Raw genomic sequence first — 25,051 nt, forward strand, 5'->3', positions numbered from 1 at the left:
GGGACGGCTCAGGCCAGTCTCATGCCGAGCGCACGCCCGGCGACCCGGCCGGAGAAGATGCAACCGCCGAGGAACGCGCCTTCCAGGGCGTGGTAACCGTGCATTCCCCCACCGCCGAATCCGGCCGCCTCACCGGCGGCGTACAAACCGTCGACGACGGACCCGTCCGGGCGCACCACCTGTGCGTCGAGGGTGGTCTGCACTCCGCCCAGGGTCTTGCGAGTGAACATGTTCAGGCGGATCCCGTACAGGGGCCCGTGCGCGGGGTCGAGCAACCGGTGCGGGCGTGCGGTGCGCATCAGCCGCTCGACCTTGTACTCGCGCAGGTTTCGCAAGGACATCAGCTGCAGGTCCTTGGAGTAGTCGTTGCGCAGCTGCAGGTCGCGCGTCGCGGCCTCGTGCTCCACCCGCGCGGGATCCAGCGGTGTCGCGGGGGTGCGCGCGTTCATCGCCGCCACGAGCGCGGGCAGCGTCCGGCCGACCACGACGTCCTCGCCGCGTTCGAGGAAGTCGTGCACCGGCTTCATCAGGCTCTTCTTCGCCCGCAACAGCAACAGGGCGCAGTTCTTGCCGGTGATGTCGGGGTTCTCCGCCGATCCCAGCAGGTCGAACTCTTTGTCCACCATCGTCTGGGTCATGATGAGCCACGAGTGGGAGTGGCCGTTCATGGTCAGATGCCGCAGCGTGTTTCCGGCGGTGTGGCCCGGGAACAGCGGTGGCGGCAGTCGCCGTCCCGCGGGATCCAACCACAGCGCCGAGGGGGCGGCCAGGAAGTGCACCGCGTGGCGCGACCAGGTCGGGCTGTGATGCTTGAGCCCCTCGGGGTAGTGCCACATCCGGTCCAGGTTGACCACCGAACCGCCGGCACGTGCGGTGATCTCCAGCATCCGCCCGTCGACGTGCGCCGGGACGCCGACGAGCATCGATTCCGGGAAGGCACCGAAGCGGTCGGTCGGCCAGTTGGCGCGCACCAGGTCGAGGTTGCCGCCGAGACCGCCCGAGGTGACGACCACCGCTTGCGCTCGCAGATCGAACGTGCCGATCTCTTGCCGCGTGGAGGCCGCGCCGCGTGGCGCGTCCGAAGGTGCCAGCAGCGCACCGCGCACACCGACCGCGGCTCCGCCTTCGACGACGATCTCGTCGACCCGGTGCCGGTGCCTGAAGCTCACCGCCCCGCGTACGGCGGCGTCGAGCACCGGGTCACGGAAGGCCCGTACGACCTCGGGTCCGGCGCCCCACGTGAGGTGGAGCCGGGGCACGGAGTTGCCCGCCCCGGTCGCGGTGCCCGCCCCGCGCTCGACCCAGCCGACGTTGGGCATCAGGGTCAGCCCGAGCATGCGCAGGTAGTCCCGCTTGACACCGGCGGCGAAGCCCAAGTACGCCTCGGCCCAGGCGCGAGCCCAGTGGTCTTCCCGGTCGCGGTCGAATCCCGCTGAGCCCAGCCAGTCGGACAACGCCGATTCCAGCGAGTCCTTGATGCCCATTCGCCGCTGTTCCGGACTGTTCACCAGCAGCAGGCCACCCTGTGACCAGTGCGCCTGCCCGCCGAGGTTGGCTTCGTTCTCCTGCTCGACCACGAGCACCCGCCGTCCGGCCCTGGACAGCTCGAAGGTCGCCACGAGACCGGCCAGTCCGGCACCCACGACGATGACGTCCGCCGCATCGCTCATGACAGCATCTCCCCGTGTGCCTGGTCCTCGCCGACGTCGGCGAGGAATCGACGAACCGTGCGGACCAGCTTCTCCGGCGCCTCCGACGGCAGCAGGTGGCTGGCGCACGTGACCAGTGCCAGCCGTCCGTGGCGCAGTCTCCGCCGCGCCGCGATTCCATGCCAGAAAGGCACTTGCCGGTCATGCACACCCCAGGCGACCAAGGTCGGCATCGGCAACTCCCGCAATCGGCGCAGCAAGGGGCCGCGCTGCCCGAAGAGCCCGATCGTGGAGCGTTGCAAGCGCAGGCTCGTCTCCAGTGCCACCGGGGTGGAGGCCACCCGGGTCTGGCTTTCCCACCAGGCCGCGTGGATGCGCCAGGGCCGGCACGATCCGACCAGCGCCACCGCCGTGACGAGCAGCCGGGGGCCCAGCGGCAGCACCGGGACCAGCAGCGGGGTCAGATCTCCCAGAGGGGTGACGGATTGCAGGATCGTGTACGGGTTGACGGCGCGTCCCAGGCCGGCGGAGTCGACCAGCACCAGAGCCGACACCCGACTCGGCTGTTCCAGAGCCGCGTGCACCGCCACCGCTCCTCCCAGTGAATGCCCGACGAGCACGAGCCGCTGCAAGCCGATGACACGGGCGAAGCGCCACACGAACGCCGCCAGCGCCGGAACCGAGACGTCGGCGATCGGTTCGGTGTAGCCGTACCCCGGGAAATCGACCGCGATGACCCGATAATGGCTCGCCAGGCCCTGGATGACGTCGTACCACTCCTCGGACACGGACCCCTGTCCCGGGAGCAGCAGGACGACCGGACCGGCGCCGGCAGCCAGGTAGCGGGTGGCCGCGCCGTCCACGTCGGTCCAATGCTCCCCGATCTCTCGCGCTTGCTCGACGACGGAAGTGGTCATGGAGTTCTCCTTGCGTCGGAGTGCGGCCACTCCGGACCACATGGTGCGGAGGCTCGACACTGCACGGGCTCTCCCGCGACAACCAGGGAAAGCCGACGATCAGACCGTAATACGCGACGCGCGGCGCGGGCAGGCGCACTTGAGGCGCCCGAGGGCGCAGATACCGCGCGGCCGCGCGCCGTTCACACGGAATCAATCGGCCACCGCCGCCGTCGACGGTGCGGGATTCTTGCCTATGCGCGGAGATCGCGGTCGCCATAAGCCGGGGTCGTGCCGAATATGAGTCCGAATGGGTTGATTTCCGCACGTTTAGAGAGAAATGGAGATTTTCACTCCAACGGCTTATCTAAGCGGCTCGAAGCTGCGCCTAACATCACTTTCCATGCCTTCAACCTATGCCTACAGGGGTGAAACAGCGCCAGAGCAGGGCTCGCGAACGGTGCGGCGTCCGATCCCACGGTTGGCGCGATGTACGATGAAAACTGTGACCTCGCTCTCAATTCCATTCCTTGGCGGTTCTCCTGGTTTTCGCAGTGGCGAAGCTGGATTTTCCGAGTAGTCACCTCGATCGTGCGGCTTCGCGACGTTTGATTGCGCTGTTCGGATGCGTGACGACTTTCTTCTACGACCTTCGTAACGTACCCGGGAAATAAATCCGGCCCGGCTGTCTCTCGGCGGGGAATCCGGATTCGACGTCGGAGCCACCCGACGGCCATCGGACCGTCTGGTTTCGCCGCGGCCGTCCGGCGAGGGCACCTTCCGGGTGGTTCTATAAGGGGCTGCTGTGCGAGCAGTGAAGCGGATGACGGCCGTGGCGCCGGCACTGAAGCGTTATGGCGTGGGGGACGCCGGAATCAGCGACGTAGGATCGCCCAACCGTTGCGGTGCAAGGCGATCATCGTGCCGGAAGCGGGTCGCCACGCGTGGTTCGTCGAGCCGTGGATCACCGATGTCGCCCCGGTGCCTTGCGCAACGCGGTGCGAGGCGCGGGCCACCCTGCTCGGCCAGTACCGGAATCTCTTCCGCGACGAGCAGATGTCGTTGGTGGACAAGGGTTTTTCCGCTGGCTCTGCGTCGTGATCCAGCGGACGCGCCCTGCCCGGCGTGCTCGCCCGCGTCGCGCGACCCCTGCCCGCCCTGCCGTCGCCGGTCGGCGGCCCGTGAGATCAGTCTGACCAGCAACGCAGCCGCCACCGACACCGAGTTCACGGTTTCACTCGTCCAGGACACGAAGGAGACAAAGGTCATGAGTAGCCGACCGCCAGCGAGTCGGAAGGCGAACGAGCGATTACGAGCCGTGATGGGCGAGGCGGGGTGCTCCAATACCGGGCTCGCCCGCCGGGTCAACATGTGCGGCGCCGGGCGAGGGCTGGATCTGCGCTACGACAAGACATCGGTGGCCCGCTGGCTACGGGGACAGCAACCGCGCGGCCCGGCGCCCGCGGTCATCGCCGAGGCGCTCGGGGACAAGCTGGGCCGCCCGGTCACCGTGGACGAGATCGGCATGACGCCGGACACGAGCACGGCACCCGCCGCGGGGCTGCGGTTCGAGCCCGTCTTGACAGACGCACTCCGCCACGTGCGCGCCCTGTGGCACAGCGACGCTCAGCGCAGTGGCCCGCTGACGGGCGAGGTGCTGCCGGCCTCCGTGCTCGTACAGCCCAGTCGCGACTGGCTGATCGGTGTCCCGGACGACGTCGGGACCGACGACGGGCCTGCCGCCGACGACGTCGAGGCGGTGCGCGCGACGACAGCCGCGTTCGCCGATCTCGACCACCGCTATGGCAGCGCCGGCATCCGGCCCGTCGTCGTCCACTACCTCGACAGCGTCGTCGCCCGGCCGCTCGTGGACTCCCACCGTGATTCAGCCGGTCGGCAACTGCTCGGTACCGCCGCCCGGCTCACCGAGCTGGCCGGGTACATGGCGGTCGACACCGGTCAGCCAGGCCTCGCGCAGCGCTACTACATCCAGGCTCTGCGGCTCGCCCAAGCCGCGGACGACCGGAGCATGGGCGCGTATCTGCTGGCATCGGGCATGAGCCGGATGGCGCTCGCGCTCGGCAGTCCCCACGAGGCCGTCCAACTCGCCCGGGTGGCACAGGAAGGGACGCGAGGCGGGGCCACCCCTGAGGTCGAAGCGGTCTGCCATGTCGCCGAGGCGCGCGGCCACGCCATGCTGAGCGACGCGAAGGCCTGCAAGCGAGCCGCAGGCAAGGCGATCAATGCGCTGGAGCGCGGCGGCCGGGGCCGGGAGCCGGCCTGGGTCGCGCACGTCGATCAGGCCTACCTGGCCGAGGAGCTCGCCCGGTGCGCCCGGGACCTCGATCAGCTCGCGACCGTCGTGCGCTGGTCTCGCGAAGCGGTTCAAGGATGTCCTCCGGGCTGGTCACGGCGCCGTGCGCTCAGGCTGATGCTCCTGGCCACGGCACAGTTGCAGGTGGGGGACGTCGAGTACGCCTGTCGCACCGCCAAACAGGCGGTGGAGGTGCTCAAAGGTGTGCACTCCGCCCAATGCGCCGTCGACCTCGTCGACTTCAGTGGGCGGCTGGGGGCGCTGGGCCACCCGGAGGAAGCGCGCGAGTTCGCCGCCGCACCGGAGGCGAACTGACCTGCCCGGTGTGCGAGCCGGCCCGGCGATGGGACCGCGCCGGACCGGCTCGCGCGCGGGGTGGCTCACGGTACCCACTTGGCCTTGTCGGGCCGGTTGGCGGTCATGCGGTGGAACGCCGGTGGCACGTCGACCTTCTGCAGGAACGCTTCGATGAGGACGAGCCGGTCCGTGGTGGTGGCGGCCCGGATGAGCGCCCTGTCCAGCTCGGCGGGAGTGCGGGCGGACAGCACAAGAGGGTTCGGTACGCCGAGTGCGGCCGGAACGTCGGACCAGTGCCAGCGGACCACCTCGTTGTAGACGGCACTCGTCCCGTGGGTGATCCGCTCGACCGTGTAGCCGTCGTTGTTCACCAGGACCACGATGGGATTGAGCCGGTGGCGGCCGAGGACGCCCAGTTCCGGTGCGGTGAGCTGAGCCGCGCCGTCGCCGATGAGCAGCAGTCCGCGCCGGGTCGGATCGGCGAGTTGCGCGCCGAGCAGCGCGGGGACGGTGAACCCGATGGATGACCACAGCGGCTGGGAAATGAAGCGGGCGCCGTCGGGAAACCGCTGCTCCACCGCGCCGATGAGCGCCGTGCCGCTGTCGGCGTAGACGATGTACTCGGGCCGCACGGCCTCGCCCACGGCTTTCCACAGGTAGGACTGGGTCAGCGGCGTCCAGCGTCCGCAGAAAGTGCGGAAGAGCGCCTTGGCGGACTTCTTCACCGCCGCCGGGAGATTCCCCACCGGCGGGTTCGCCGTCGAAGAAACCAGCCGTCGCGGCGCCGTGACGAACGCGCGGGCCGGCGGACGCTCCTTGATCAGCGCCGTGAGCGCTGTCAGGGCGGCGGCCAGCGGCACGCCGGGGAACTCGACGCCGTTCACCCGCGCGGTCGTCGGTCCGAGTTCGATGGCCTTCTCGGGATCGAATTCGTGCGTGAACTTGCCCGTGGCGTGATCGGTGAGCAGCACACCCGCCATGATCAGCGGGTCCGCACGGTCGATGGTGGCGCGAACTTCCGCCTCGCTCATGGCACCGGCGTACAGCCCGAGGAAGCCGGGGGCCTGCTCGTCCACCACTGTCTTGCCTGCCATCACCGTCGCGTGCGGGAGCGGCCCGGCCGCCAGCAGTTCGGCCAGCTCCGCGCGGGCGTCGAACCGGTCCACCAGGAAGTCCGCCAGAACCGCGACGTCGTCCGACTCAGCGAGCCGCGCCCGGGCAGCCGCGCGGAAATTGTCCAGACTGCCCGGGTGGGCGGCTTTCGGATCCGGCCGATTCAGCGACGGAAGCGGCGGCGCCGGACCGAGGGCGACGTCGCGCGGTACGCGCAGATACCCCGGCCGGCTCTCCCGCAGGCAGGCTGTCACCACGCGGTCGACCTCGAACAGGGCGTCCTCGGCGCGCAACACCGCGTCCGCGCACACCACCTGCCGGTGCGCTCGGGCGAACCGGTCGAAGTCACCGTCCCCCATCGTGTGGTGGACCGGACTGTCCGCCCCCTCGGTGTCCGTGGTCGGTCCGATCACGATGTGGAGCACCGGGACGCGCTCGGCATAGCTGCCCGCCACGCCGTTGATCGCGTTCAGCTCGCCCACACCGAAAGTGGTCAACAGCGCGCCGAAGCCGTTGACCCGTCCGTAACCGTCGGCGGCGTAGGCGGCTCCCAGCTCGTTCGTCGTCCCGACCCACTTCATCCGCGGATGGGCGACCACGCGATCGAGTACCTTCAGGTTGTAGTCACCCGGCATACCGAACAGGTGCCGTACTCCCAAGGCGCACAAGCGATCCAGGATCTGGTCGATCACCATGGCGCTCGTTTCCGGTGTCCTGGTTGTCATCTGCTTCCTCTCTGGGCGTGGGAATCCGGTATCGCACCGGTGTTCCACCGGGACGCGGCGCACCCGGTTCGTACGGACCGCGCGCCGGAGCGCGGTGTCGAGCGTGCGTGCCCCGGCTGCGCCTTGTGGGGTCCTCTTCCGCTGCCCATGCTTTCCGGCATGGGAGAGGAGCTGTCCCGGCGCTTGGTGCCCGACCGGCTGTGGGCGGTGGTCGAGCCATTGATCCCGGAATTCGGTCCACGGCCGCAAGGAGGCGGGACCACCCCGCTGGAGGGCAGGGACGTCTTCACGGCGATCGTGTTCGTGCTCGTGAGCGGCTGCGCCTGGCGCCGGTTGCCGGACACGTTCCGCGTCTCCCCCGCGACGGCGCACCGTCGCTTCCTCGCTTGGACCGAGGCGGGGATGTGGGAGCGCCTGCGACGGACGTTGGAGGAGCGCTCCGCTCTCGGCGACGACCAAGAGTGGGCGGTGGCGATCGTCGACATCGCGCTCACCCGGGCGCAATACCGCGGTTGATCCGCATCGTCGTGCCCGCCGCCTCCCGCTCGTCGGATGCGCTCCCCGCCATCACCTTCTCCTGTCGCCCGCGTCCGGCCGGCCTTGCCCGTAGCGGGCTGTGGGCCCGTACCCAGCGATACGCGCGATGGCGAGCGGCTCGGCGGGCATGCTGCTGTGCATGGGAAATCCTCCAGGCCGATGTCACTTCCGGAGCACGGACCCGGGATCTGCGGTCCGTGCCACCGACCGTATGCGGTGACGCGACGTACGTCGCCCATCGCGGCCGTCCCGCGTGGTGAACCCATCGCCACGTGGCGCGCACTCGTTCGCCACCGCCCTGTCCGGACAACTTGTCGTCCTGAGTTCCGCGCGTGCGGCCCTGTGACAGCGAAGCGGCGCAACGGTTTCGGCACGTCGCCCCAACGCCCACGTGAGACAGCGCTCTGTTGGCGCACACGGCTTCGTGGTCGGCGCACGGGTCCCACGGCGAGCCACCTCGCTGCGCCTTTCACACCTCTGTGGCTCCTGGCGAAGCCGCGACCCCGCCAACGTGCCTGCCGATGCGCACCACGCGGTTCTACGGTCTTGCAGAGAAGTGGATGCCAGAGGCTCGTGAGCCCGCCCACCGTTCCCCCCGGCCGGGCATCCGCCGCCACAGCGAGGTTCGGTTGACCGCCGTCCGGTGAGGAGCACGAGCAGTGGAAGCGCATGACCTCGAGCAGCACACCCAAGATGGGTCGAAACCTCCGGTGTCACCACCGAATACCGGAGCACGGCGGTGGTATCGCGAGCTGCTGAAGGCGGTCGAGGCCGGGCCGGATCCCGGTGACGAACGGTTTCGCGACGCCGCCTGGGACTCCCCCGGTTACCGGCTTCTTCTCCGGGGATACCTGGTGTGGCGCCGACTGGTGCTGGCGAGCGCCGAGGTCCCCTTCGTCCCGGCGTGGCGTCGGCCGCAGGTGCGGCTCCTGGCGGAACTCGTCGCCGAAGCCTCGGCGCCGGCGAACACCTTCATCGGCAACCCCGCAGCGCTCCGCCGGGTCGTGACCACCCGCGGCACAAGCCTGATCCGCGGCACGAGCAACCTCCTCGACGACGTGGTGCACCGCGGGGGCCGCCCGGCCAAGATGCCCATCGGGGCCTACCGCGTAGGCACGAATCTGGCCACCACACCCGGCCGGGTCGTGTACCGCGACGACTTGATGGAAGTACTCCAGTACGAGCCACAGACAACCGAGGTGCATCAGGTTCCCCTCCTGCTCATCCCCGCCTGGGTGAACAAGTTCTACATCTTCGACCTGGCTCCGGGCCGCAGCCTCGTCGAGTGGGCGGTCAAGGAAGGGTTCACGGTGTTCGCCGTCAGCCAGCGCAACCCACTGCCCCACCACAAGGAGACGGGGTTGGACGAGTACTTCCAACGGGTTCCGCTACGCGCCCTGGACGTCGCGCGGGAGATCACCGGCTCCTCGGAAGTCCACCTGACCGGAGTGTGCGCGGGCGGGATGCTCGCGGCCTCCCTCGCCGCCTGGCTCGACGCGGCCGGTGAGCCGGGTGCGGCGTCACTGACCCTGCTGGTTTCCGCCCTCGATCACCCCTCACCCGACAATGGTGTGAACCGGTGGTCGGACCTGGAAATCAAGCTGCTGACCCGGATCCTCACCAACCGCAAGGGTCTGGTCGATGCTCACCGCATCAGCCTGCTGTTCGACCTGGCGCGCTCACGGGACACGCTGTGGCAGCCGTCGATCTCGGGCTGGTTTCTGGGTGAGCGGCCGGAACCCTTCGACATCTGGGCGTGGACCGAGGACGGGGTGGGGGTGCCCCGCGTCCTGTTCGAGCAGACGCTGCGGTTGTCGATCGACAACACGCTGGCCCGTGGCAGACTACGGCTCGCGGGCCGGCCGGTCGACCTCGCCACCGCCCCTCAGGACGCCTTCGTGGTCGCCGGCGTCCGGGACCACATCATCCCTTGGCAGACGGTGTATCGCAGCGCACAGTTGCTCGGTGGTGACGTGGCCTTCCACCTGGTGCCCTCCGGACACGTAGGCAGCATCATCAGCCCGCCGCGCCCCAACGCCACCTACCGGACGGGACCGGCGCCGCTGCCCGGCGACCCCACGGTGTGGTGGGCCGGTTCGGCGCCACATCAGGAATCCTGGTGGCAGGCATGGACCCGGTGGCTCGCGCCCCGTTCGGGACCGGATGTCCCCGCCCGTGCCCCGGGGAGCACCCGGCATCCCGCGGGCGACTTCGCGCCAGGTCGGCACGTGCGGTCGCGCTGACCGGTAAGCCCGGTGTTCAGCTATGCCCCACCGTGCGGCAAAGGTTCCCCACGCACGGAGCCCCTGTCCGCCAGACCCCCGATTTCCGCGGCACAACGACACCAAGGCGGCGACTCATGATTCTTGACCGGTTTCGCCTAGACGGCAAGGTGGCAGTGGTGACCGGCGCCGGTCGCGGCATCGGTGCGGCGAGCGCGATCGCACTCGCCGAAGCAGGAGCGAATGTCGTGCTCGCCGCGCGCACACAGTCACAGCTGCTCGCGGTGGCGGAGGAAGTGCGGCGAAAAGGTCGCCGAGCCCACCTGGTGTGCAGCGACCTGTCCGATCCGGACGCCGGAGCGGCACTGGCCGGGGACGCCGAAGCCGAATTCGGCCGGCTCGACGTGGTGGTCAACAACGTCGGCGGGGGCCGACCCGGTCCGCTGGGGCGCAGTTCAACGGAATCCCTCGAAAAAGCTTTTCGCTTCAACGTGTCCACTGCGGACGCGCTGACGCGTGCCGCGGCTGAAGTAATGCTGCGCGGCGACGGCGGCGCGGTCGTCAACATCTCGTCTGTGATCGGACGCATCGCCGGTCGCGGGTTCCTCGCTTACGGGACGGCCAAGGCGGCGTTGACGCACTACACGCGGCTCTCCGCCGCAGATCTGTCGCCCCGGGTCCGGGTCAACGCCGTGGCCCCCGGCACCGTGCTCACCTTGGCGTTACAGAAGCTCGTTGGCGAGGGGTCGGCGCGCGAGCTTGCCGAGGCGTCAACACCGCTACGGCGTATCGGCGATCCGCAGGACGTCGCGGCCGCCGTCCTCTACCTCGCCACAGACGCGAGCGCCTATTTGACCGGGAAGGTGATCGAGGTCGACGGCGGATTGCACGCGCTCAACATCGATCTGAACCTTCCTGACCTCTGAGTGCCCTCCCACAGCGCCAGATCGACTTCTTTCGCATCAGGGGGCCGAGGCCCGCGGAGTCGTCGTGGCGCACTGGCACTCGCCGGTTTCGCGGGCCGACGCCGCCACCACGATTCCTACGGTTGCAACGTCAACAAACCAGTCGACACCGCTGTGGCCCAGCGTGACTCGGTACTGAAGCTGCAAGACCAGACGTACTGGACAGATCCCGCGGAAGACGCGAAGCACCTGGCGTGGATCCGGAAGTTCTACGCCGATGTCTACCGCGGCACCGGCGGTGTCCCCGAACCCGGTGACCACACCGACGGCTGTTACATCGGGTACGCCGACGTCGACATCAGCGACCCGGCGTGGAACACCTCGAAAGTGCCGTGGGCGGCATGCTGATCGGTGCGGACGACGTTGGTGCTGCCGGGGACGCAGTGGTCCAGGCTGGGGTGTCCTTGACGCCGTCGCGGTGGCAGAGGGCTGTGCGTGCTTGTAGTGACAGAGCAGCAGCGCGTGCGGGTTGTCGTAGATGATCGCACCGACCGTGCCCGCCTCCGCCGCGGCCGTCTGCTTCTGCGCGAACAGGCAGAAACCGCGCTGTACCAGCACGATCTTGCCGGTCACGCCGGAGTGGTCGGACGCCTCGCGGCCCGGGGTCGCGTCGCTCGGCACCACGGCCGGCGGCGCGGAGCAAGATCCGGCGGTATCGGCTGCGCGAGCAGGCCAGGTCAGAATTGGGACATGACCTTTGAGTCCGAGTACGCCCGGATGTGCGAGCAGACCAACCAGATGCTCCGGGAAGAATCGATAGCGGTCGCCAGGCGGGTAATTCTCGCGACCGACCGGCAGTACCTGGCCCGCGGCTACGGTGTTCAAGCCCACGGCTTCCGGCGGCTGCGTGACGCGCTCGCCGACCAGCTTCTCGATCTGCTCACCGCGTCAAGGCGCGCCAGTACCAGTTTTGCCGACACCGACCTGCCCGTGGCGATCAGATCCGACTCTTACGGCGACAGCTGGGTAGACCCGGGCGCCGACGCGATCGGGCAGCTGGCAGCGGCATTGGCCCGCGCGGCCACCATGCTTGTCGGCACCACATCCAGCGACTTCACCGACGAGTCGACCGGAGAGTGGGCCACCGGCGTGCTGAACGCGGTTCGCACGGCCGCGGAGAAGGTGATCAAGGTGGCCTAGTCCGGCAGCATCGGCATTTGCGGCGGCTGTGGCTTGCCAAGCAACAGTCCGCGCGTCACCGCGGCGACGCGAACCGGTCCCGCACCGAGTCCAGCGCCAGCGGATCCGGCTCGTCGAACCGCAACCGCAGCACGACCGTGCGGCGCACCCGCCGCGCCGCCCGCGACCGCCGGGTCACCCGGTCGACCAACGCGGTGAGGTCGGCGTCCAGCTCGGCGTGCGTGCGTGGCCGCCTCCCGAGCGCGCGCTGCGCACCGATCGAGCGGCGCCGCCGGCCGGTGCGCACCGGCCGGGGGTCCCGGTTGTGCGCCAACGCGTGCAGATGCCTGCCCGCGGCGTGGCCGAGCAGCGACACCAGCCGGCCCTCGGAGAACTGGGCGATCTGCGCGACCGTGGTGATGCCCCGGTCGCGCAGTTTCGCCGCGGTCACCCTGCCCACACCCGAGAGTCGTTCCACCGGCAGCGGATGCAGGAGGTCCAGCTCGCCCTCCGTCGGGACCACCAGCAGGCCGTTCGGTTTCGCAACCCCGCCGGCCACCTTGGCGAGAAACTTCGTTCTGGCCACGCCGACGGTTCTCGCCGCTCGTGACATGTCGATCTTGAGCGACCAGGGTGTTCTCGGCTGTCTCACGCAGACGTCGCCATGATCAGTCTCAAACTCCTGACATTTCTTCGGCCGGCTTGAGCCTGGCGGCTGAGGCGATCGGGCAGCGTTGGCTGGTGCAGCCGCCTGTCCGAAGGTCCTTCATCGCGGCATGAGCGGATGGTCGTCGAGGATGTCGGCGGGGTGGCACCCCTCCGGTCTTGGATGCCGACGATGGCTGGTCTCAGATGTCGAGTGAATGGGCCGGGGTCACCTCTTGGAAGTGGACGATGACGTCGAACCATTCGGCGAGCGAACCACCGGAGAGGTGGCGGACAGCATCCTCGGCGGGGTTGTAGGCAGGGCCGACCAATCGGGTCTTCGCCGGTCGGTTCAGCCACTCCCGGACCGGGGCCGGGCTCGGGGCATGCAGATCCAGCAGATAGGCGTCCATATCGGTACTTCCCAGCGCGGCATCGACGAAATCGGCCGGCGGCGCGGGGACGGCGTAGGACGCCGACCCGTGGTGGAAGGTCAGCCCCACCGAACGGTGGCCGGAGCCGAAATGCTCCCTGAGGTAACTGCCCGCACTGCGATCGACGTCCGCTGGCGTGTCAGCGGAAAGGGCCCGCGTCCTGCCGTTCACCATATGCGCCATGCCACCCCAGTAGACGATCTTATGCCCGGTGTGTTCGTGCCAGCGGATCGTATTGTCGGCCAGCAGTCGTTCGATGTCGCCGAGATTGTCGGGCAGAGGTGCCACGCGACGTGAACTCCCCGCCACGTTGGCGATGCGGACCGGGTCGGCCGGATTCTGCTCGTTGTGGCGACGCAGCCAGCCGACGACATCAAGGAGTTCCCTGGTTCGCCAGAATGACCTGGCGCCGGCCAGCAACGCTCGAGGGTCACCGATTCCGGTTCGCACGTACTCGTCAAGCGCGATACTCGTGATGTCGTCACCTTCGAGCACAAGAGAACGAAATTCCAGTTCCTCGACAAGAAACCTCAGTATCCGCTGGGAAACAGCGGAAAGCTCGTACGTGTCGCGGGCCGAAGCGCCGAGCGCGACCAGATTCGCGTCACGCACCATGTCGTGCAGTGGTGCCAGATCGGCGAGTGGTCCTTCGGGATCGAGGGTGACCAGGGGATGCGCGTACTGGTGGATCCACCGCGACGGTGTGTCGGTCCTCGATGTCGTCATAGGACCAGTCTCATACCTACACTTTGGTAGAGGTCCAGTCAAAACCGTCGCCAGTGGGACAGGTCTCATCGCCGGCCACAAGGAGCGCCGTTCGCACATCGGCAGGACAGTGCATGAGGTGTCAAGGTCGCGGACGCCATGTATGCCGCCAGGATGCAGTTCGGGTGCCGGTCGAGGTTCTTGCGGGCTCGGTCGTAGCGCATGGTCGTGCGTGGGTCGGCGTGCCGGGCCGCGATCTGAAGGTCTGGGAGGTCGACGCCCGCGTCGAGCATCGTGGTCACGAACGTATGGCGCAGCATGTGTGGATGCATCTACGGCAGCCGTACCACCGACGCGTCGGACAGGGCTCGCAGCCGTCGCGTTGCGCGGTGCCGGTCCATGCGCACACCTCGCCGGTTGAGGAGTATCGGGCCATGGTCGCGTTCACCGACGGCACGGTCGATAGCCCGCCCGACCGCCGGCGGCAACGGCACCAGTACGACCTTGCTGTCCTTACCGACCACGCGTAGAACCCGGTGTCCGTGTTCCTCACCGACGTCGCCGGTATCGGCGGCACAGGCTTCGAAAATCTTTAAACCCAGCAGTCCCAGCATCGCCACCGACGCGAAGTCGAACTGATTGACTGATTCCGCGCGGCGGTCAGCAACGCTTCAAACTGGAGATGCGACAAGCCGAGCGTCGGCGATTCGCTAGGCACGATCGGACGCCGCACATACTCAGCTGGCGAACGCTCGAGCACCGTGTCGATGACACAGGTGCGGTAGAAACCAGTGACGACCGACACCCTGCGCGACACCGTCGACGGCTTGAACCGCCGGACTTCCTGCATCCCCCGCACGTACAACTCAATCTGTACCCTCCCCGCTGCAAGCGGCAGGATTTCGCGTTCCTCACACCAGGCGAAGAAGATCCGCAGGTCCGACTCCGAATGCGTTTGTGAGACACCGGTGTAGCGACCGAGGTAGGCAAGGGCCGCTAGTCGTAACACCGTGTCATCGAGTTCTGAAAGCTCCATGACTACTCAGGCTGATGCGGGAGCAATGCGAGCCCAAATCGAACCAGAACCCGAGGTACCTGCGGTGCTCGAGCGCAGTAAGCGCCTTGCGATGCATCATCGACGATCTAGCCACAGAGAACCGAGCTTGAACTCATCCGGTACGCGCGTCTTGGTCACATCGCGACATGCGCGGACGTTCGGCAACGCCGCGAGCGGCCGGATCGCCGCCACGGTGCACCGTACGTAGCGGGCCGGACGCTACGCGCGGACAGGCGATGATCAGGTCCTGACGGCTGCCGGTCTGGCAGCCCGTGGAGATCGCCAACCATACTGGGATCGCGTTGACTTCGCCGACGCCCGCAGGCAACGAGGATCGGCCCCGCGGTAAGCCCGTCGGTGGAGGCACGTTGTGGGCTAGCGCCGCTTCCGAGGGGCCTCCGGACTCCTGTCGGAGCCGGCTACGTCAACCGCGCAGCAGCTGGCGGACTTTGCTTCTGCGGACGGGGCAGGCTGGCGGGTAGGCGGGCGAGGTAGACCTTCAGCGGTCCGATCGTCGGTGTGTCGCGATCGCCCAGCCGCCGTGGCTGCCGGGCCCATTCGGTTCGGTATCCAGGTTGTCCTGGGCATGGGCTCGTTCGAGCCGATGCTGACTGCTGTCGCGTGGCCACCGACCACACCAATTCCTCAGTGTGGCAGCGCACTGTGGCCCACAGGTTCGGCCGACCGGAGCCGCGAGAGGTCACGAGACAGATGAGATCTCCTGAGCCGTCGATTGCGAAGAATCCAGACGCGATCCGCCCGACGTCCATAAGCCAGCTGTACATGGAAATAGTTGATGTACTCGGCGACGGCCAGACTCCACAACGCCGCGCCCAGCCAGAAACGACCAAGAGATCCCGACTGCGCCTCCACCACGATCGGAACGAGACCGATCGCGATCAGCGCCGCGTTTACCGGCGCCAGCAGCCGCAGCACTCGAACGACGATGGTGAGGGCCACACGGTGACCTCCGAGTTGGCGGCGTTTACCCATCCAGTAGACGCTGCCCTGAACCAGCATCATCGCGGTGAGCAGGAATCCTGACACGTTCGCGGCCGTCGGAGGCACCCCTGCCAGCATGAAAAAGACGACGAAGAACACCACGACACTTACCATCTCGCCAACCGCCAGGCTCACCATCCGCCGTCTCAGCTGCCGCCTCATGGCCACGCTCCTCAGTCCACGTAGGGTCTGCCCATGCTTCGGAGGCATCTCCCTGAGCCGGCGGATGTCCCGTCAAGAGAACCGGCCACACCGTGTTCTCTGTGTGACACCGCCAGCGAGCACGCTACTTGAGTGGCGATCGGAACCAGGGAATCATCTGAGCTGAGGCGCGTCGCAGACTCCCACGCAAACGGACCAGCGGGCATGAAGGATAGGCAATCCCAGTTTTAGTGGCACCAGTGCCATTTCGGTGCCAACATCCTTGGGAAAGTGTCATCAATTCTGGGACCCTACAGCGCCATGGTCTGCTGAAGTGAAGGACCACTCAACCCTGAGGTGTACCCCGAGCTCTTGAAGGTCGACCTGCGCTGATTGAGGATCCATACTCTCAGCTCGCGTTGAGGTCGCTGAGTGTTACACGGCACTGGCTACAGCCTGGTTGTCTAGCTGGGAAGTGCTGCAGTACGGCGCAGCTCCGGGTCTTCTAGGTTGTCTCACGGCGACGTCACCATGATCAGCCTCAAACTCGTGGCATTTCTTCGGCGGGTGTGAGCCAGATGCCTGCGGTGATCAGGCAGCATGGGCTGGTCCACCCGCCTGCCCAAGCGTCCTCATCACGGCATGCGCGGACGTTTTGTCCAGCAATCCGTCAGGCACGGTCGACGACTCAGCTCCAGATCGAGGGTGTCTGGAGTTGCCGTCGGCGCTTCACCCGCCAACGGCCACCGCGACGGGTGAGCGGCACGCGGTGCTCATCCTGCGAGGTGGAGTCAGCCATGCCGCCCGTTCGGACCGCGCTGATCGGGCTGCAGGGGCAGACGGCGGCGAGCCGGCGGTACGAACGTGGGAGTCGACGCCGGTGAGGGAACAACTGCTCATCGACGAGGACCCGGGTCGGGTGATCGACTCGATCCCACCGAACTGAACGCCTGCAGGAAGGTGTTGACGGCGGCCTGTGTCACGACGCGCAGCTCGGTGATGGGGACGCGACGGGTGCCGAGGCGGGCGCGCTTGTCGACGGGGCCGGCCAGCAGCGCGGTGAACTGCTCCGCCGCCAACAGTGGGTCCGGCGTGTCGAGGTGGCCGGTGACGGTGAGGCGGGCGAGCCGGTCGGCCAGGGCGTCGGTGACGCGGTCGGCTGTGCGGGTGTGGACGATGTCGAGCAGATCGGGGAACTGGTTGATCTCCGCCGAGAGCAGCCGGCGCAGCGCCCACGATCGGTCGTCGCAGTAGCACTGGAGCAGGTGGAGGCCGACGTCTTCCAAGGTGGCGCGGAGGTGGTTGCCGGGGTCCGTGAGCCGCTCGACCGCCGCCAGGTTCTGGGCCAGCGCCTGGTCGGCCGAGGCCGCGATGGCCTGGCGGAGCAGGTTTTCCTTGTCGTGGAAGTGGCTGTACACGGTGGCCTTGGCCACGCCGGCCTCCGCCGCGATCACGTCCACCCCGGCCTGGGCATATCCCTCCCGCGCGAAGACGGCAAACGCGGCGCCCAGGATCGCCTGACGTTTGTCGATCCGCCCACGGGCCGCAACAGCTCCACTCATGTCGTGAGCATACCGGGACGCCCGTCAAACCAGACTCACGAGTCTGGTACAACAGACTTATGAGTCTTATCGAGAATCGTCGGCTGGCGCCCGCGCTGCGCCGATTGATCGGCGTGATCCTGCTCGGCGGCGCACTGGGGATCCTGAACAGCACGATGGTCGCGGTCGGGATCGACCGGCTGGCCAGTGAGTTCGGCGCCTCCCTGGCCACGACCGGTTGGGTCTCGACCGGGTTCCTGCTCGCGGTCACCGTCACCATCCCCGTCACCGGCTGGGCCGTGGACTCCTTCGGCGGGAAGCGGATGTGGCTCGTCGGTCTCGGTGTCTTTTTGCTCGGTTCCCTCGGCTGCGGACTGGCCTGGGACACGGAAATCCTGATCGCGTTCCGGGTACTGCAGGGTGTCGGAGCCGGTATCCTCGACCCACTCGTGCTGACGCTCCTGGCCCGCGCCGCCGGGCCACAGCACGCCGGGCGGGTGATGGGGCTGATGGCCGCGGTCTTGTCCCTCGGCCCGGTGCTGGGCCCGGTCGTCGGCGGCGTCGTGCTGGCCGGCATGGGCTGGCGGTGGATGTTCCTGCTGAGCGTGCCGATCGGCGTGCTCGCACTGGTTCTCGCCCGGCGGGTGATGCCGGAGGATCGCCCCGCAGAGGGGGCACGGGCGCGTCTCGACGTCCTCGGCGTCGCTCTGCTCGGCCCCGGCTTCGCAAGCCTGTTGCTCGTGTTGTCGCAGGCGGCGGAGCATGCCGAGTTCGTCGCCTGGCCGGTGCTCGCGCCTCTGATGGCCGGTATCGCCCTGCTGGCCGGCTACGCCGTCCACGCCCTACGCCGTGACCGGCCGCTGGTGGACCTCCGGCTACTCGCCCGTGGCGGCTTCGCCGCGAGCGTGACGGTCATGGCGCTCACCGGTCTGACGATGTTCGCCAGTCTGGTCGCACTTCCCCTGTACTTCCAACAGACACACGGACACAGCGCACTCGCCGCCGGGCTGCTTGTCGCGCCACTCGGGGTGGGCGCTGCGGTCGCCGCGCCGCTGGCCGGACGCATCAGCGATCGAGTCGGTTCCAGGAACCTCGCGCTGGCAGGCGGTTTCGTCGCCGCGCTGGCCGCGTTCGCCTTCACCCGGATCAGACCGGGGACCGGCGAGGTGTGGGTAGCGCTCGCCGCGCTCGCCATCGGCGTGGGACTGGGCTTCGTCGGCCCGCCCGCGATGGGCTCGCTCTACCGCACGTTGCCGGGACCGCTCGTACCGCAGGGAAGCTCGGTGCTCTACATGCTCAACCAGCTCGGCGGATCGATCGGGATCGCCGTCGTCGTCCTCACCATGGACACCGCGGCCGACACGCAGGCGGGCTTGCAGAACGTCTACCAGGTCCTGATCGGCGTGATCCTCGTCCTCCTTGCCGCGAGCACCCTGCTGCCCGGCAAAGCACTTATGACACAAGGAGAAACCCGATGAAGACCATCGTGATCTCCGGCGGCACCGACGGGATGGGCAGGGCCGTCGCCCGCCACTGCCAGAATCGCGGCGACACCGTCATCGTCCTCGGCCGCGACGCTGACAAGGGCGCGGTGTTTTCTCACTTCGTCTCGACGGACCTCAGCCTGGTCGCGAACAACAGGAAGGTCGTCGAGGACATCACCGCGGCGTTCCCGGTCGTGGACGCACTTGTGTTGTGCGCGCGGCATTTCCGATCCACCCGCCGTCAGACGGCCGAGGGCTTCGAGAGCACGTTCGCGTTGGAGTACCTCAGCCGCTTCCTGCTCGGGTACGGCCTCACCCGCTCACTCAAGCGAGCCGAGAAACCCCTCATCGTCAATGTTTCCGGCCCGGGCGTGCCCAAACCCGAGATCCACTGGGACGACATCGGGTTGACGCGTGGCTACGACGGCGTCACCGCCCAGCTGCAGGCCGGGCGGGCCAACGACCTGCTCGGCACCGCCTTCGCCGCACGGCACGACTCGGTCTCCTACGTACTGGTCAACCCGGGCGCCGTGGCCACCAGCTTCTCCGGCGAGTACGACGCGGCGACCCTGGCCCACGTCGAGAGGCTCAAGAAGTTCGGCAAACCTGTCGCGGAAGGCATCGCGCCGATCCTCGCGCTCATCGACGAGCCACCCGGCGTGCCACTCAGCGCATTCGTCGAAGGCCGCCGGATCGACCCGGACCTCGACCCCGCTCCGGCAGAACGTCTCGCCAACCTCACCCATTATCTGATCAGGAGGCAGTCATGATCACCATCCCGCTCGTCGACGGACCGGTCGCCATCCGCGGCGCCCTCGACCTCGAACACACCCCGCACGGACTGCTGCCACACCGGCTGCCCGCCGCCGCCCGGGCCCAATTCCCCGACAACCACGCCGCCCGGTTCGACGGCCAACCGCTGACGATGGTCGAGGCCCAGCCCGCCGGCGTACGGCTGGCCTTCCACACCACCGCCACGACCCTCGAGTTGGACGTGCTGCCCACCAAGACCGTCTACCAAGGAGCGCCCGCCGTGCCCGACGGCGTGTACGACCTGCTGATCGACGGCCGTCTCGCCGCACAGACCAGCACTCCAGCCGGCAACACGCTGATCCTCGACCTGCCCGCGCGCCGCTTCCACACCACACCCGGCCAGCCTGGCACCGTCCGCTTCGCCGGCCTGCCCGCCAAACCGAAGAACCTCGAGATCTGGTTGCCGCACGCGGAGATCACCGAGCTGATCGCCCTGCGCGCCGACGCTCCCGTAAACGCGCCTACCTCGTCCGGCCGGCGATGGCTGCACCACGGCAGCTCGCTGAGCCACTGCGCCGAGGCCGCTAGTCCCACCGGGACCTGGCCCGCCGTCGCCGCCCGGCTCGCCGGCGTCGAACTGACCAACCTGGGCTTCGGCACCAACGCGCTGCTCGACCAGTTCGTCGCCCGCGCCATCCGCGACGCCGACGCCGACCTGATCAGCCTCAAGATCGGCACCAACCTCGTTACCAGCGACCTGATGCGACTACGCGCGTTCGGCCCAGCCGTGCACGGCTTCCTCGACACAATCCGCGACGGCCACCCCGACACACCACTCCTCGTCGTATCGCCCATCCTCACCCCGATCATCGAGAACGCCCCCGGCCCCACCGTCCCCGACTTCGACGCCACCACGCTGCACTTCCGCACCCTCGGCCACCCGGACAGCCTGGCCAACGGACGGCTGAGCCTCACGATCGTCCGCGACGAACTCGCCCGCATCACCACCGAACGAACCGACCCCCACCTCCACTACCTCGACGGCCGCACCCTCTACGGCCAGCAGGACCACACGGAACTCCCACCGCCCGACGGCCTCCATCTCGATCCAGCCGGCTACCAGCGCATGGGCGAGCGCTTCGCCCAACTCGCCTTCAACGGCCCCTTCGCGTAACCCCACAGCCACCACCCAGCCCACCCACTACGCGGACATGCTGGCGTCGAGTCGGCACAGGTCACCGGCGGAAGCGAGACCAGACCACTCCACAACCCAGATCATCCGCTCGAACCTCGACGGGACGCGAACGACCTGAAAGCTGCCCCCGTGCGGTCGTTATGGAACCGGTCCACGGTAGCGCCGAACATCCGCTCATCGGCATGAGCGGACACTGCTGCTTCGTTTTCGCCGCAGCATCTGCGACCGACGCAGCTGCAGAGTCTCAGCGCTCGTGATACGTCGAAGAATGATCAAGTCCAGCGGTCGTCGCTGTAGGTTCTCACCGCTCGTGACATGTCGATCTTGGGCGACCTGGGCATTCACCGTTGTCTCAAAATGACGTCACCATGATCAGTCCCAAACTCTTGGCATTTCCTCGGCCGGGCGAGCCAGCGGCTGCGGCGACCGGGGAGCGTGAGCTGGTGCAGCCGCCCGCCGAAGGTCCTCATAGTGGTATGAGAGTGCATTCGTCATGGCCTGGGTTTCTTACGCTGGTGTAGCCGCTCGGTTGCTGATCCGCGACTAGCCTTCGTGTGAACCGTGCCATCGGCTAATGCTCTCCTGGGTGCGTAGGAGGTCTGGATGCTGTGATTCCAGCACCTCTCGCTGGCTGGTCTGTACCGCTCGCAGTTCGGCGAGTGCGTGGTTGCTCCGGCCGCGCCTGGCGAGCAGTTCGGCGAGCCAGTATCGGCTCGTCAATGTGTCGGCATGAGCCTCGCCAAGCACCCGCTTGCGGGCTGCGAACACAGCACGTAGCTCGCGTTCAGCCGACTCGTGGTGCTGTCTGTGGATGAGGACCTCGGCCAGCCCCTGCCGTACTTCCAGGGTCCACGGATGTTCCGGCCCCAGGACTCGTCCGGCGACGGTGAGGGATGCTCGATACTCGGCTTCTGCCTCGGCGTAGTGGCGTTGCTCCGCCAGCGCTAGCGCCAACCCCCGCCAAGTGCGCAGGGTGTTGGAATGCTGTCGCCCCAGTGCCGAACGCTGCCGAGCCAGGATGGTACGGAACTGAGTTTCCGCTTGCTCGTAGCAGCCTCGGTGGTTCAGTACCTTGCCGATGTCCGATCCAGTCAGCAAGGTTTCACGAGAGTCGTCACCGAGTACTCGGTGCTGTATTTCATACACCGCGCGCAACTCGGCTTCGGCTTCGTCATATCGGCCTGTTCGCATCAGCAGATCGGCCTGGTTCATTCGGCTGGAGAGAGTATCGACGTGTTCGGGCCCGAGCACTCGGGTCCGTTCGGCGACGATATCGGCGAACTCGTTGGCCGCGTCCCGGAATCGGCCCAACTCGAAAAGAGCGGTCGCGATATGGTGACGGGCGGCCAGGTACTGCGGATGATCCGTCGACATCAGCCGGCGAGATGATTCGGCGGTCGCGGTGGCCAGGCCGAGAGCGGTGAGATGGTGGCCAGACCGGGTCAGACCCCAACTCGTGATGTTCGCGGCGCGGAGCAACGCGAGCTGGTCCGCCGGAACAACGGTCTCGGCGGTAGTCAGAGCGTGGATGAGATGCGCGACCAGTAGCGGCCACCGATGGTACTGGGCAGCATCGTGTGCATCCCGATCGCGGACCGCGGCGGCCAACAGGGCGATCACCGTGGCGCGAACATCGCGCTTCATGCCCGGGTGTTGTGACAGCCAGACGGCGCTCACTTCGAACACCAAGGGGTGTGCGACCAGAGACGCCACCTGTTCCGGTCCGGACCCTTCAAGATCCAGCAGCCCCAGCCGGCACAAGGCCTCGACCGTGTTCTGGTGAGTCGCAGGACCGTACCCGACTCCCCCTGCCGGTGACAAAGCGCCGTCACGCCGCCAGCGGAGAGGACCGTATTTCGCCGTCGTGCCGAATACCCGACTGCCATACAGCGCCGGGCTGTCGAACATCCACACCGGCAGCGGCGCGGAAGCGAACCCACCGATCAACCGCACGAACGTCCGGGCATGCGGCAAACCTTGGCGGCTGAGCAGGTCCAGCGACGCGTCCCAGGCTTCCTCGATTGCCGCGAGCGGCCGTGTCCATGGCCGCGCCGTGCGCTCCTGGTCCAGGATCGCTTGGTACGCCGCGAAGCTGCCGACTCCCTCCAATTGGGCTTGAGGGGAACTCAGATACCTGCCGGCCGCACGAAGCGCCAAGGGCAGCCCACCGAGCCGGGACGCCAATGCGGCGGCGTCACGCTCGCTGCCGGCATGCGGAGCGAGGTCAGCCACGACCTGGGCGGCGTCCCTGGTCGACAGCGCATCGATGCGATGCATCACAGCTCGAGTTCCCCACACCTCGGCAGAGGTAACCCGGCTGGTCACGACAACGAGGCCTCGATGAGACCCCCGCACTACGCCATTGCCGTCTCCGACCCCCGCTCCGTCGGCGGCCAGCATGTCGGGCTGGTCGGCGTTGTCGATGACCACTAACCAGCGGTCGAGGCCGATCTCCAGGTACCGCCACACCAGGTCGACGACGCTCCGCATCCCGGACAGTGCCTGTTGCACCTCTTGACGTGTTGCTCCGAGACCGACCAACAGATCCAGCAAGTCGTTGCTGAGCTTCTGGCGGTCCCTCACCGTCATCCACCAGACTGTCACGCCTTCATCGGCAGCCTGCTGTGCGACCGCCAACGCCACTGTGGTTTTTCCGACGCCGCCCAATCCGCTCAGCACATGAAAGTGTCCCTGCGGGGTGCGGTACCCGTCGGCCAACGAAGCGATGAGGCTGGACCGTCCGCGCACGCGTCGGGGAGCTGATCCGGTCGGCGGATCGAGCGATCCGCCCCGCAATCGGATCACCCCTTGCGGTACCGCGGCCGACTGGACGGCTCGATCGCCGCTCGCCCGAACCGCCCGCCACATCTCCAACGCTACCCAGCCACCGGCGAAGACCGCCAGCCCCACGCCGGTCGACCACGTCCAAGCAGATGTTGCCACGTTGGTGAACACCCCGGCACCCACTGCCAGAACGGTGGACAGTCCCGCACCGATGCCCCGGCCAGGGATTCGCCGACGCACGTCCACCCCCGGATCTATCGACCACAGCACCTGCGAGTCAGTCCGTCGTCATTAAGCATCACATGTCCAGGGCTTCGTTGTCACGTGCCTGAATTGAAGACCGGATCTTCTAAGATCGCAGATCGGAATTTGCCTTTAATATCGATCAGTACCTCTTCTGCATGTGCGCCCTCAACACCAAAGCGTCCGCTCATCGGCCTGAGCGGACGCTGCTGGTTCGTTTGCGCCACCGCATCTTCGAACGGCGGTGGCCGTGGTGCTCGACGAGCGCCACGAGGTTGGTACTCCGCACCAACGCGTGAGGGCCGATGACGATCGACGAGTCGCCAAGGTCCACTCGGATGGCTCAGCGATGATCGATCTCAATCCAATGGCATATTTGCCAACGTTGGTCAAGATCAATGAGATTTGGTCACGGAAATCGAGAACCTACAACAGCTGCAGGGTCTCACCGCACACGACATGTCGATCTTGCGTGACCCGCGACTTCGGTAGTTGTCTCACGTCGGTGTCACCAGGATCAGTCTCGAACTCGTGGCATTTCTGCGCGACGCAGTGCCGGGCACATGATCACTCTCGATCAGCTCGCCGAGTTCACCTGGATCCTGGTGCGGTTCCTGGGACGCGGCGCGTATCGCGCCACAGGGGCACCGCTAGCCACCTTCACCGCGATCGGCTGACTCAGTACAGCGTTGCCCGCCGCCACGAGGTCACCGCTTCGGATGTCGGCAGAGTCATGGTGTGTAGATGTTGACCACGGTGACGGGCAGGAAGTTGTCGATCTGCCAGGTCTCGTGCCCGCGACCTCGCCTTCGGCCGCCGGGGCGACCAGCGCCATGCCGCCGACCTGACCGTGCGGCGCGTCCGGGACCAGCGTGAGCGGGATGGACAGCGACCGGGGTCTGTCCCGGTGGCAGCGGGGGCAGGAAGCACGTCACGATCTCCGGCACGCGCGGGTCGCTGTCGGTCAGCCGCATCCCGCACTTCGGCGGGAGAATCCCGTGGTGGTTGACGTGGAACGGCGTGACGAACGTGAAGCGCACCCCGCCCGCGGTATGGCCGGATCCTTTGCGGCTGTAGCGGAACTCCGCCGCCGCGGATTTGTTCTCCGCCATGGCGGGCACGTCGCAGGTGCGTAGCAGCGGGATGGCGGACTCGACACGCCCCTGTTCGGTCAGCAGTGCAGCCAAGCAGTGGGCCGCGGGTGCGCCCCGGTGGGTAGGTTTTCCTTGT

21 protein-coding genes and 1 pseudogene are annotated in these 25,051 nt (G+C 67.6%); 9 read left to right on the forward strand and 13 right to left on the reverse strand.

Going from position 1 to position 25,051, the window contains the following annotated elements:
• Nucleotides 1-8 precede the first annotated feature (8 nt).
• Both ACZ54P_RS14545 and ACZ54P_RS14550 read right to left on the reverse strand, forming a co-directional pair.
• Nucleotides 9-1,670 carry an FAD-binding dehydrogenase gene (locus ACZ54P_RS14545; protein WP_465462010.1) on the reverse strand — a complete coding sequence of 554 codons (1,662 nt, stop codon included), beginning with the start codon at nt 1,668-1,670 and terminating at the stop codon, nt 9-11.
• On the reverse strand, nt 1,667-2,566 hold the full coding sequence (locus ACZ54P_RS14550; protein ID WP_465462011.1) for an alpha/beta fold hydrolase: 900 nt from the start codon (nt 2,564-2,566) through the stop codon (nt 1,667-1,669). Before ACZ54P_RS14550 ends, ACZ54P_RS14545 begins: the two co-directional genes overlap by 4 nt.
• A 900-nt stretch (nt 2,567-3,466) precedes the next feature.
• Here ACZ54P_RS14550 and ACZ54P_RS14555 point away from each other — a divergent pair.
• On the forward strand, nt 3,467-3,646 hold the full coding sequence (locus ACZ54P_RS14555) for a hypothetical protein (protein ID WP_465462012.1): 180 nt from the start codon (nt 3,467-3,469) through the stop codon (nt 3,644-3,646).
• Nucleotides 3,647-3,866: 220 nt separating this feature from the next.
• Complete coding sequence (locus ACZ54P_RS14560; RefSeq protein WP_465462013.1) at nt 3,867-5,174, forward strand: hypothetical protein; 1,308 nt, start codon at nt 3,867-3,869, stop codon at nt 5,172-5,174.
• Between the two features lie 65 nt (nt 5,175-5,239).
• Here the strand turns inward: ACZ54P_RS14560 and ACZ54P_RS14565 are convergent, their stop codons facing one another.
• A complete protein-coding gene (locus ACZ54P_RS14565) occupies nt 5,240-6,994 on the reverse strand; it encodes an alpha-keto acid decarboxylase family protein (protein ID WP_465462014.1) in 1,755 nt (584 codons plus the stop codon).
• A 159-nt stretch (nt 6,995-7,153) separates the two neighbouring features.
• Here ACZ54P_RS14565 and ACZ54P_RS14570 point away from each other — a divergent pair, with 159 nt between their 5' ends.
• The 3 genes from ACZ54P_RS14570 to ACZ54P_RS14580 all read left to right on the forward strand — a co-directional run bounded on the left by ACZ54P_RS14570 (nt 7,154) and on the right by ACZ54P_RS14580 (nt 10,679).
• Entirely contained in the window at nt 7,154-7,510 is a 357-nt protein-coding gene (locus tag ACZ54P_RS14570; protein WP_465462015.1) for a transposase, read from the forward strand.
• 731 nt (nt 7,511-8,241) lie between these two features.
• The gene (locus ACZ54P_RS14575) at nt 8,242-9,774 is read left to right on the forward strand and encodes a PHA/PHB synthase family protein (RefSeq protein ID WP_465462016.1); all 1,533 of its coding nucleotides are present in this window, start codon (nt 8,242-8,244) and stop codon (nt 9,772-9,774) included.
• A 116-nt stretch (nt 9,775-9,890) separates the two neighbouring features.
• The gene (locus ACZ54P_RS14580; RefSeq protein WP_465462098.1) at nt 9,891-10,679 is read left to right on the forward strand and encodes an SDR family oxidoreductase; all 789 of its coding nucleotides are present in this window, start codon (nt 9,891-9,893) and stop codon (nt 10,677-10,679) included.
• Between the two features lie 36 nt (nt 10,680-10,715).
• Here the strand turns inward: ACZ54P_RS14580 and ACZ54P_RS14585 are convergent, their stop codons facing one another.
• Complete coding sequence (locus ACZ54P_RS14585; protein WP_465462099.1) at nt 10,716-11,276, reverse strand: PA domain-containing protein; 561 nt, start codon at nt 11,274-11,276, stop codon at nt 10,716-10,718.
• Here ACZ54P_RS14585 and ACZ54P_RS14590 point away from each other — a divergent pair.
• Nucleotides 11,163-11,858 carry a hypothetical protein gene (locus ACZ54P_RS14590; RefSeq protein ID WP_465462104.1) on the forward strand — a complete coding sequence of 232 codons (696 nt, stop codon included), beginning with the start codon at nt 11,163-11,165 and terminating at the stop codon, nt 11,856-11,858. The genes ACZ54P_RS14585 and ACZ54P_RS14590 overlap by 114 nt on opposite strands.
• Here the strand turns inward: ACZ54P_RS14590 and ACZ54P_RS14595 are convergent.
• The 7 genes and pseudogenes from ACZ54P_RS14595 to ACZ54P_RS14625 all read right to left on the reverse strand — a co-directional run.
• Nucleotides 11,855-12,432: pseudogene (locus ACZ54P_RS14595) on the reverse strand (DinB/UmuC family translesion DNA polymerase); the annotation flags it as partial. The gene ACZ54P_RS14590 and the pseudogene ACZ54P_RS14595 overlap by 4 nt on opposite strands.
• A gap of 253 nt (nt 12,433-12,685) precedes the next feature.
• Complete coding sequence (locus ACZ54P_RS14600; protein ID WP_465462017.1) at nt 12,686-13,642, reverse strand: erythromycin esterase family protein; 957 nt, start codon at nt 13,640-13,642, stop codon at nt 12,686-12,688.
• Nucleotides 13,643-13,707: 65 nt separating this feature from the next.
• Complete coding sequence (locus ACZ54P_RS14605; RefSeq protein WP_465462018.1) at nt 13,708-13,953, reverse strand: tyrosine-type recombinase/integrase; 246 nt, start codon at nt 13,951-13,953, stop codon at nt 13,708-13,710.
• Entirely contained in the window at nt 13,954-14,241 is a 288-nt protein-coding gene (locus tag ACZ54P_RS14610) for a hypothetical protein (RefSeq protein WP_465462019.1), read from the reverse strand. It lies immediately after the preceding gene.
• Nucleotides 14,214-14,657, reverse strand: coding sequence for a hypothetical protein (locus tag ACZ54P_RS14615; RefSeq protein WP_465462020.1), 444 nt, complete (start codon nt 14,655-14,657; stop codon nt 14,214-14,216). Before ACZ54P_RS14615 ends, ACZ54P_RS14610 begins: the two co-directional genes overlap by 28 nt.
• A gap of 666 nt (nt 14,658-15,323) precedes the next feature.
• Nucleotides 15,324-15,842: a hypothetical protein gene (locus ACZ54P_RS14620; RefSeq protein ID WP_465462021.1), complete on the reverse strand. Its 519-nt coding sequence runs from the start codon at nt 15,840-15,842 to the stop codon at nt 15,324-15,326.
• Between the two features lie 875 nt (nt 15,843-16,717).
• Entirely contained in the window at nt 16,718-17,383 is a 666-nt protein-coding gene (locus tag ACZ54P_RS14625; protein ID WP_465462022.1) for a TetR/AcrR family transcriptional regulator, read from the reverse strand.
• A gap of 59 nt (nt 17,384-17,442) precedes the next feature.
• Here ACZ54P_RS14625 and ACZ54P_RS14630 point away from each other — a divergent pair, with 59 nt between their 5' ends.
• The 3 genes from ACZ54P_RS14630 to ACZ54P_RS14640 are packed head-to-tail and all read left to right on the forward strand — an operon-like array spanning nt 17,443 to nt 20,773.
• A complete protein-coding gene (locus tag ACZ54P_RS14630) occupies nt 17,443-18,840 on the forward strand; it encodes a DHA2 family efflux MFS transporter permease subunit (RefSeq protein WP_465462023.1) in 1,398 nt (465 codons plus the stop codon).
• The gene (locus tag ACZ54P_RS14635; RefSeq protein ID WP_465462024.1) at nt 18,837-19,616 is read left to right on the forward strand and encodes an SDR family NAD(P)-dependent oxidoreductase; all 780 of its coding nucleotides are present in this window, start codon (nt 18,837-18,839) and stop codon (nt 19,614-19,616) included. Before ACZ54P_RS14630 ends, ACZ54P_RS14635 begins: the two co-directional genes overlap by 4 nt.
• On the forward strand, nt 19,613-20,773 hold the full coding sequence (locus ACZ54P_RS14640; protein ID WP_465462025.1) for an SGNH/GDSL hydrolase family protein: 1,161 nt from the start codon (nt 19,613-19,615) through the stop codon (nt 20,771-20,773). The genes ACZ54P_RS14635 and ACZ54P_RS14640 overlap by 4 nt, the downstream gene beginning before the upstream one ends.
• 564 nt (nt 20,774-21,337) lie before the next feature.
• Here ACZ54P_RS14640 and ACZ54P_RS14645 read toward each other — a convergent pair.
• On the reverse strand, nt 21,338-23,749 hold the full coding sequence (locus ACZ54P_RS14645) for a tetratricopeptide repeat protein (protein WP_465462026.1): 2,412 nt from the start codon (nt 23,747-23,749) through the stop codon (nt 21,338-21,340).
• 803 nt (nt 23,750-24,552) lie between these two features.
• Nucleotides 24,553-25,008, reverse strand: a complete 456-nt coding sequence (locus ACZ54P_RS14650; protein ID WP_465462027.1) for a hypothetical protein — start codon at nt 25,006-25,008, stop codon at nt 24,553-24,555.
• Nucleotides 25,009-25,051: the final 43 nt, after the last annotated feature.

The organism is Amycolatopsis sp. NPDC034160 (genome assembly GCF_055575355.1).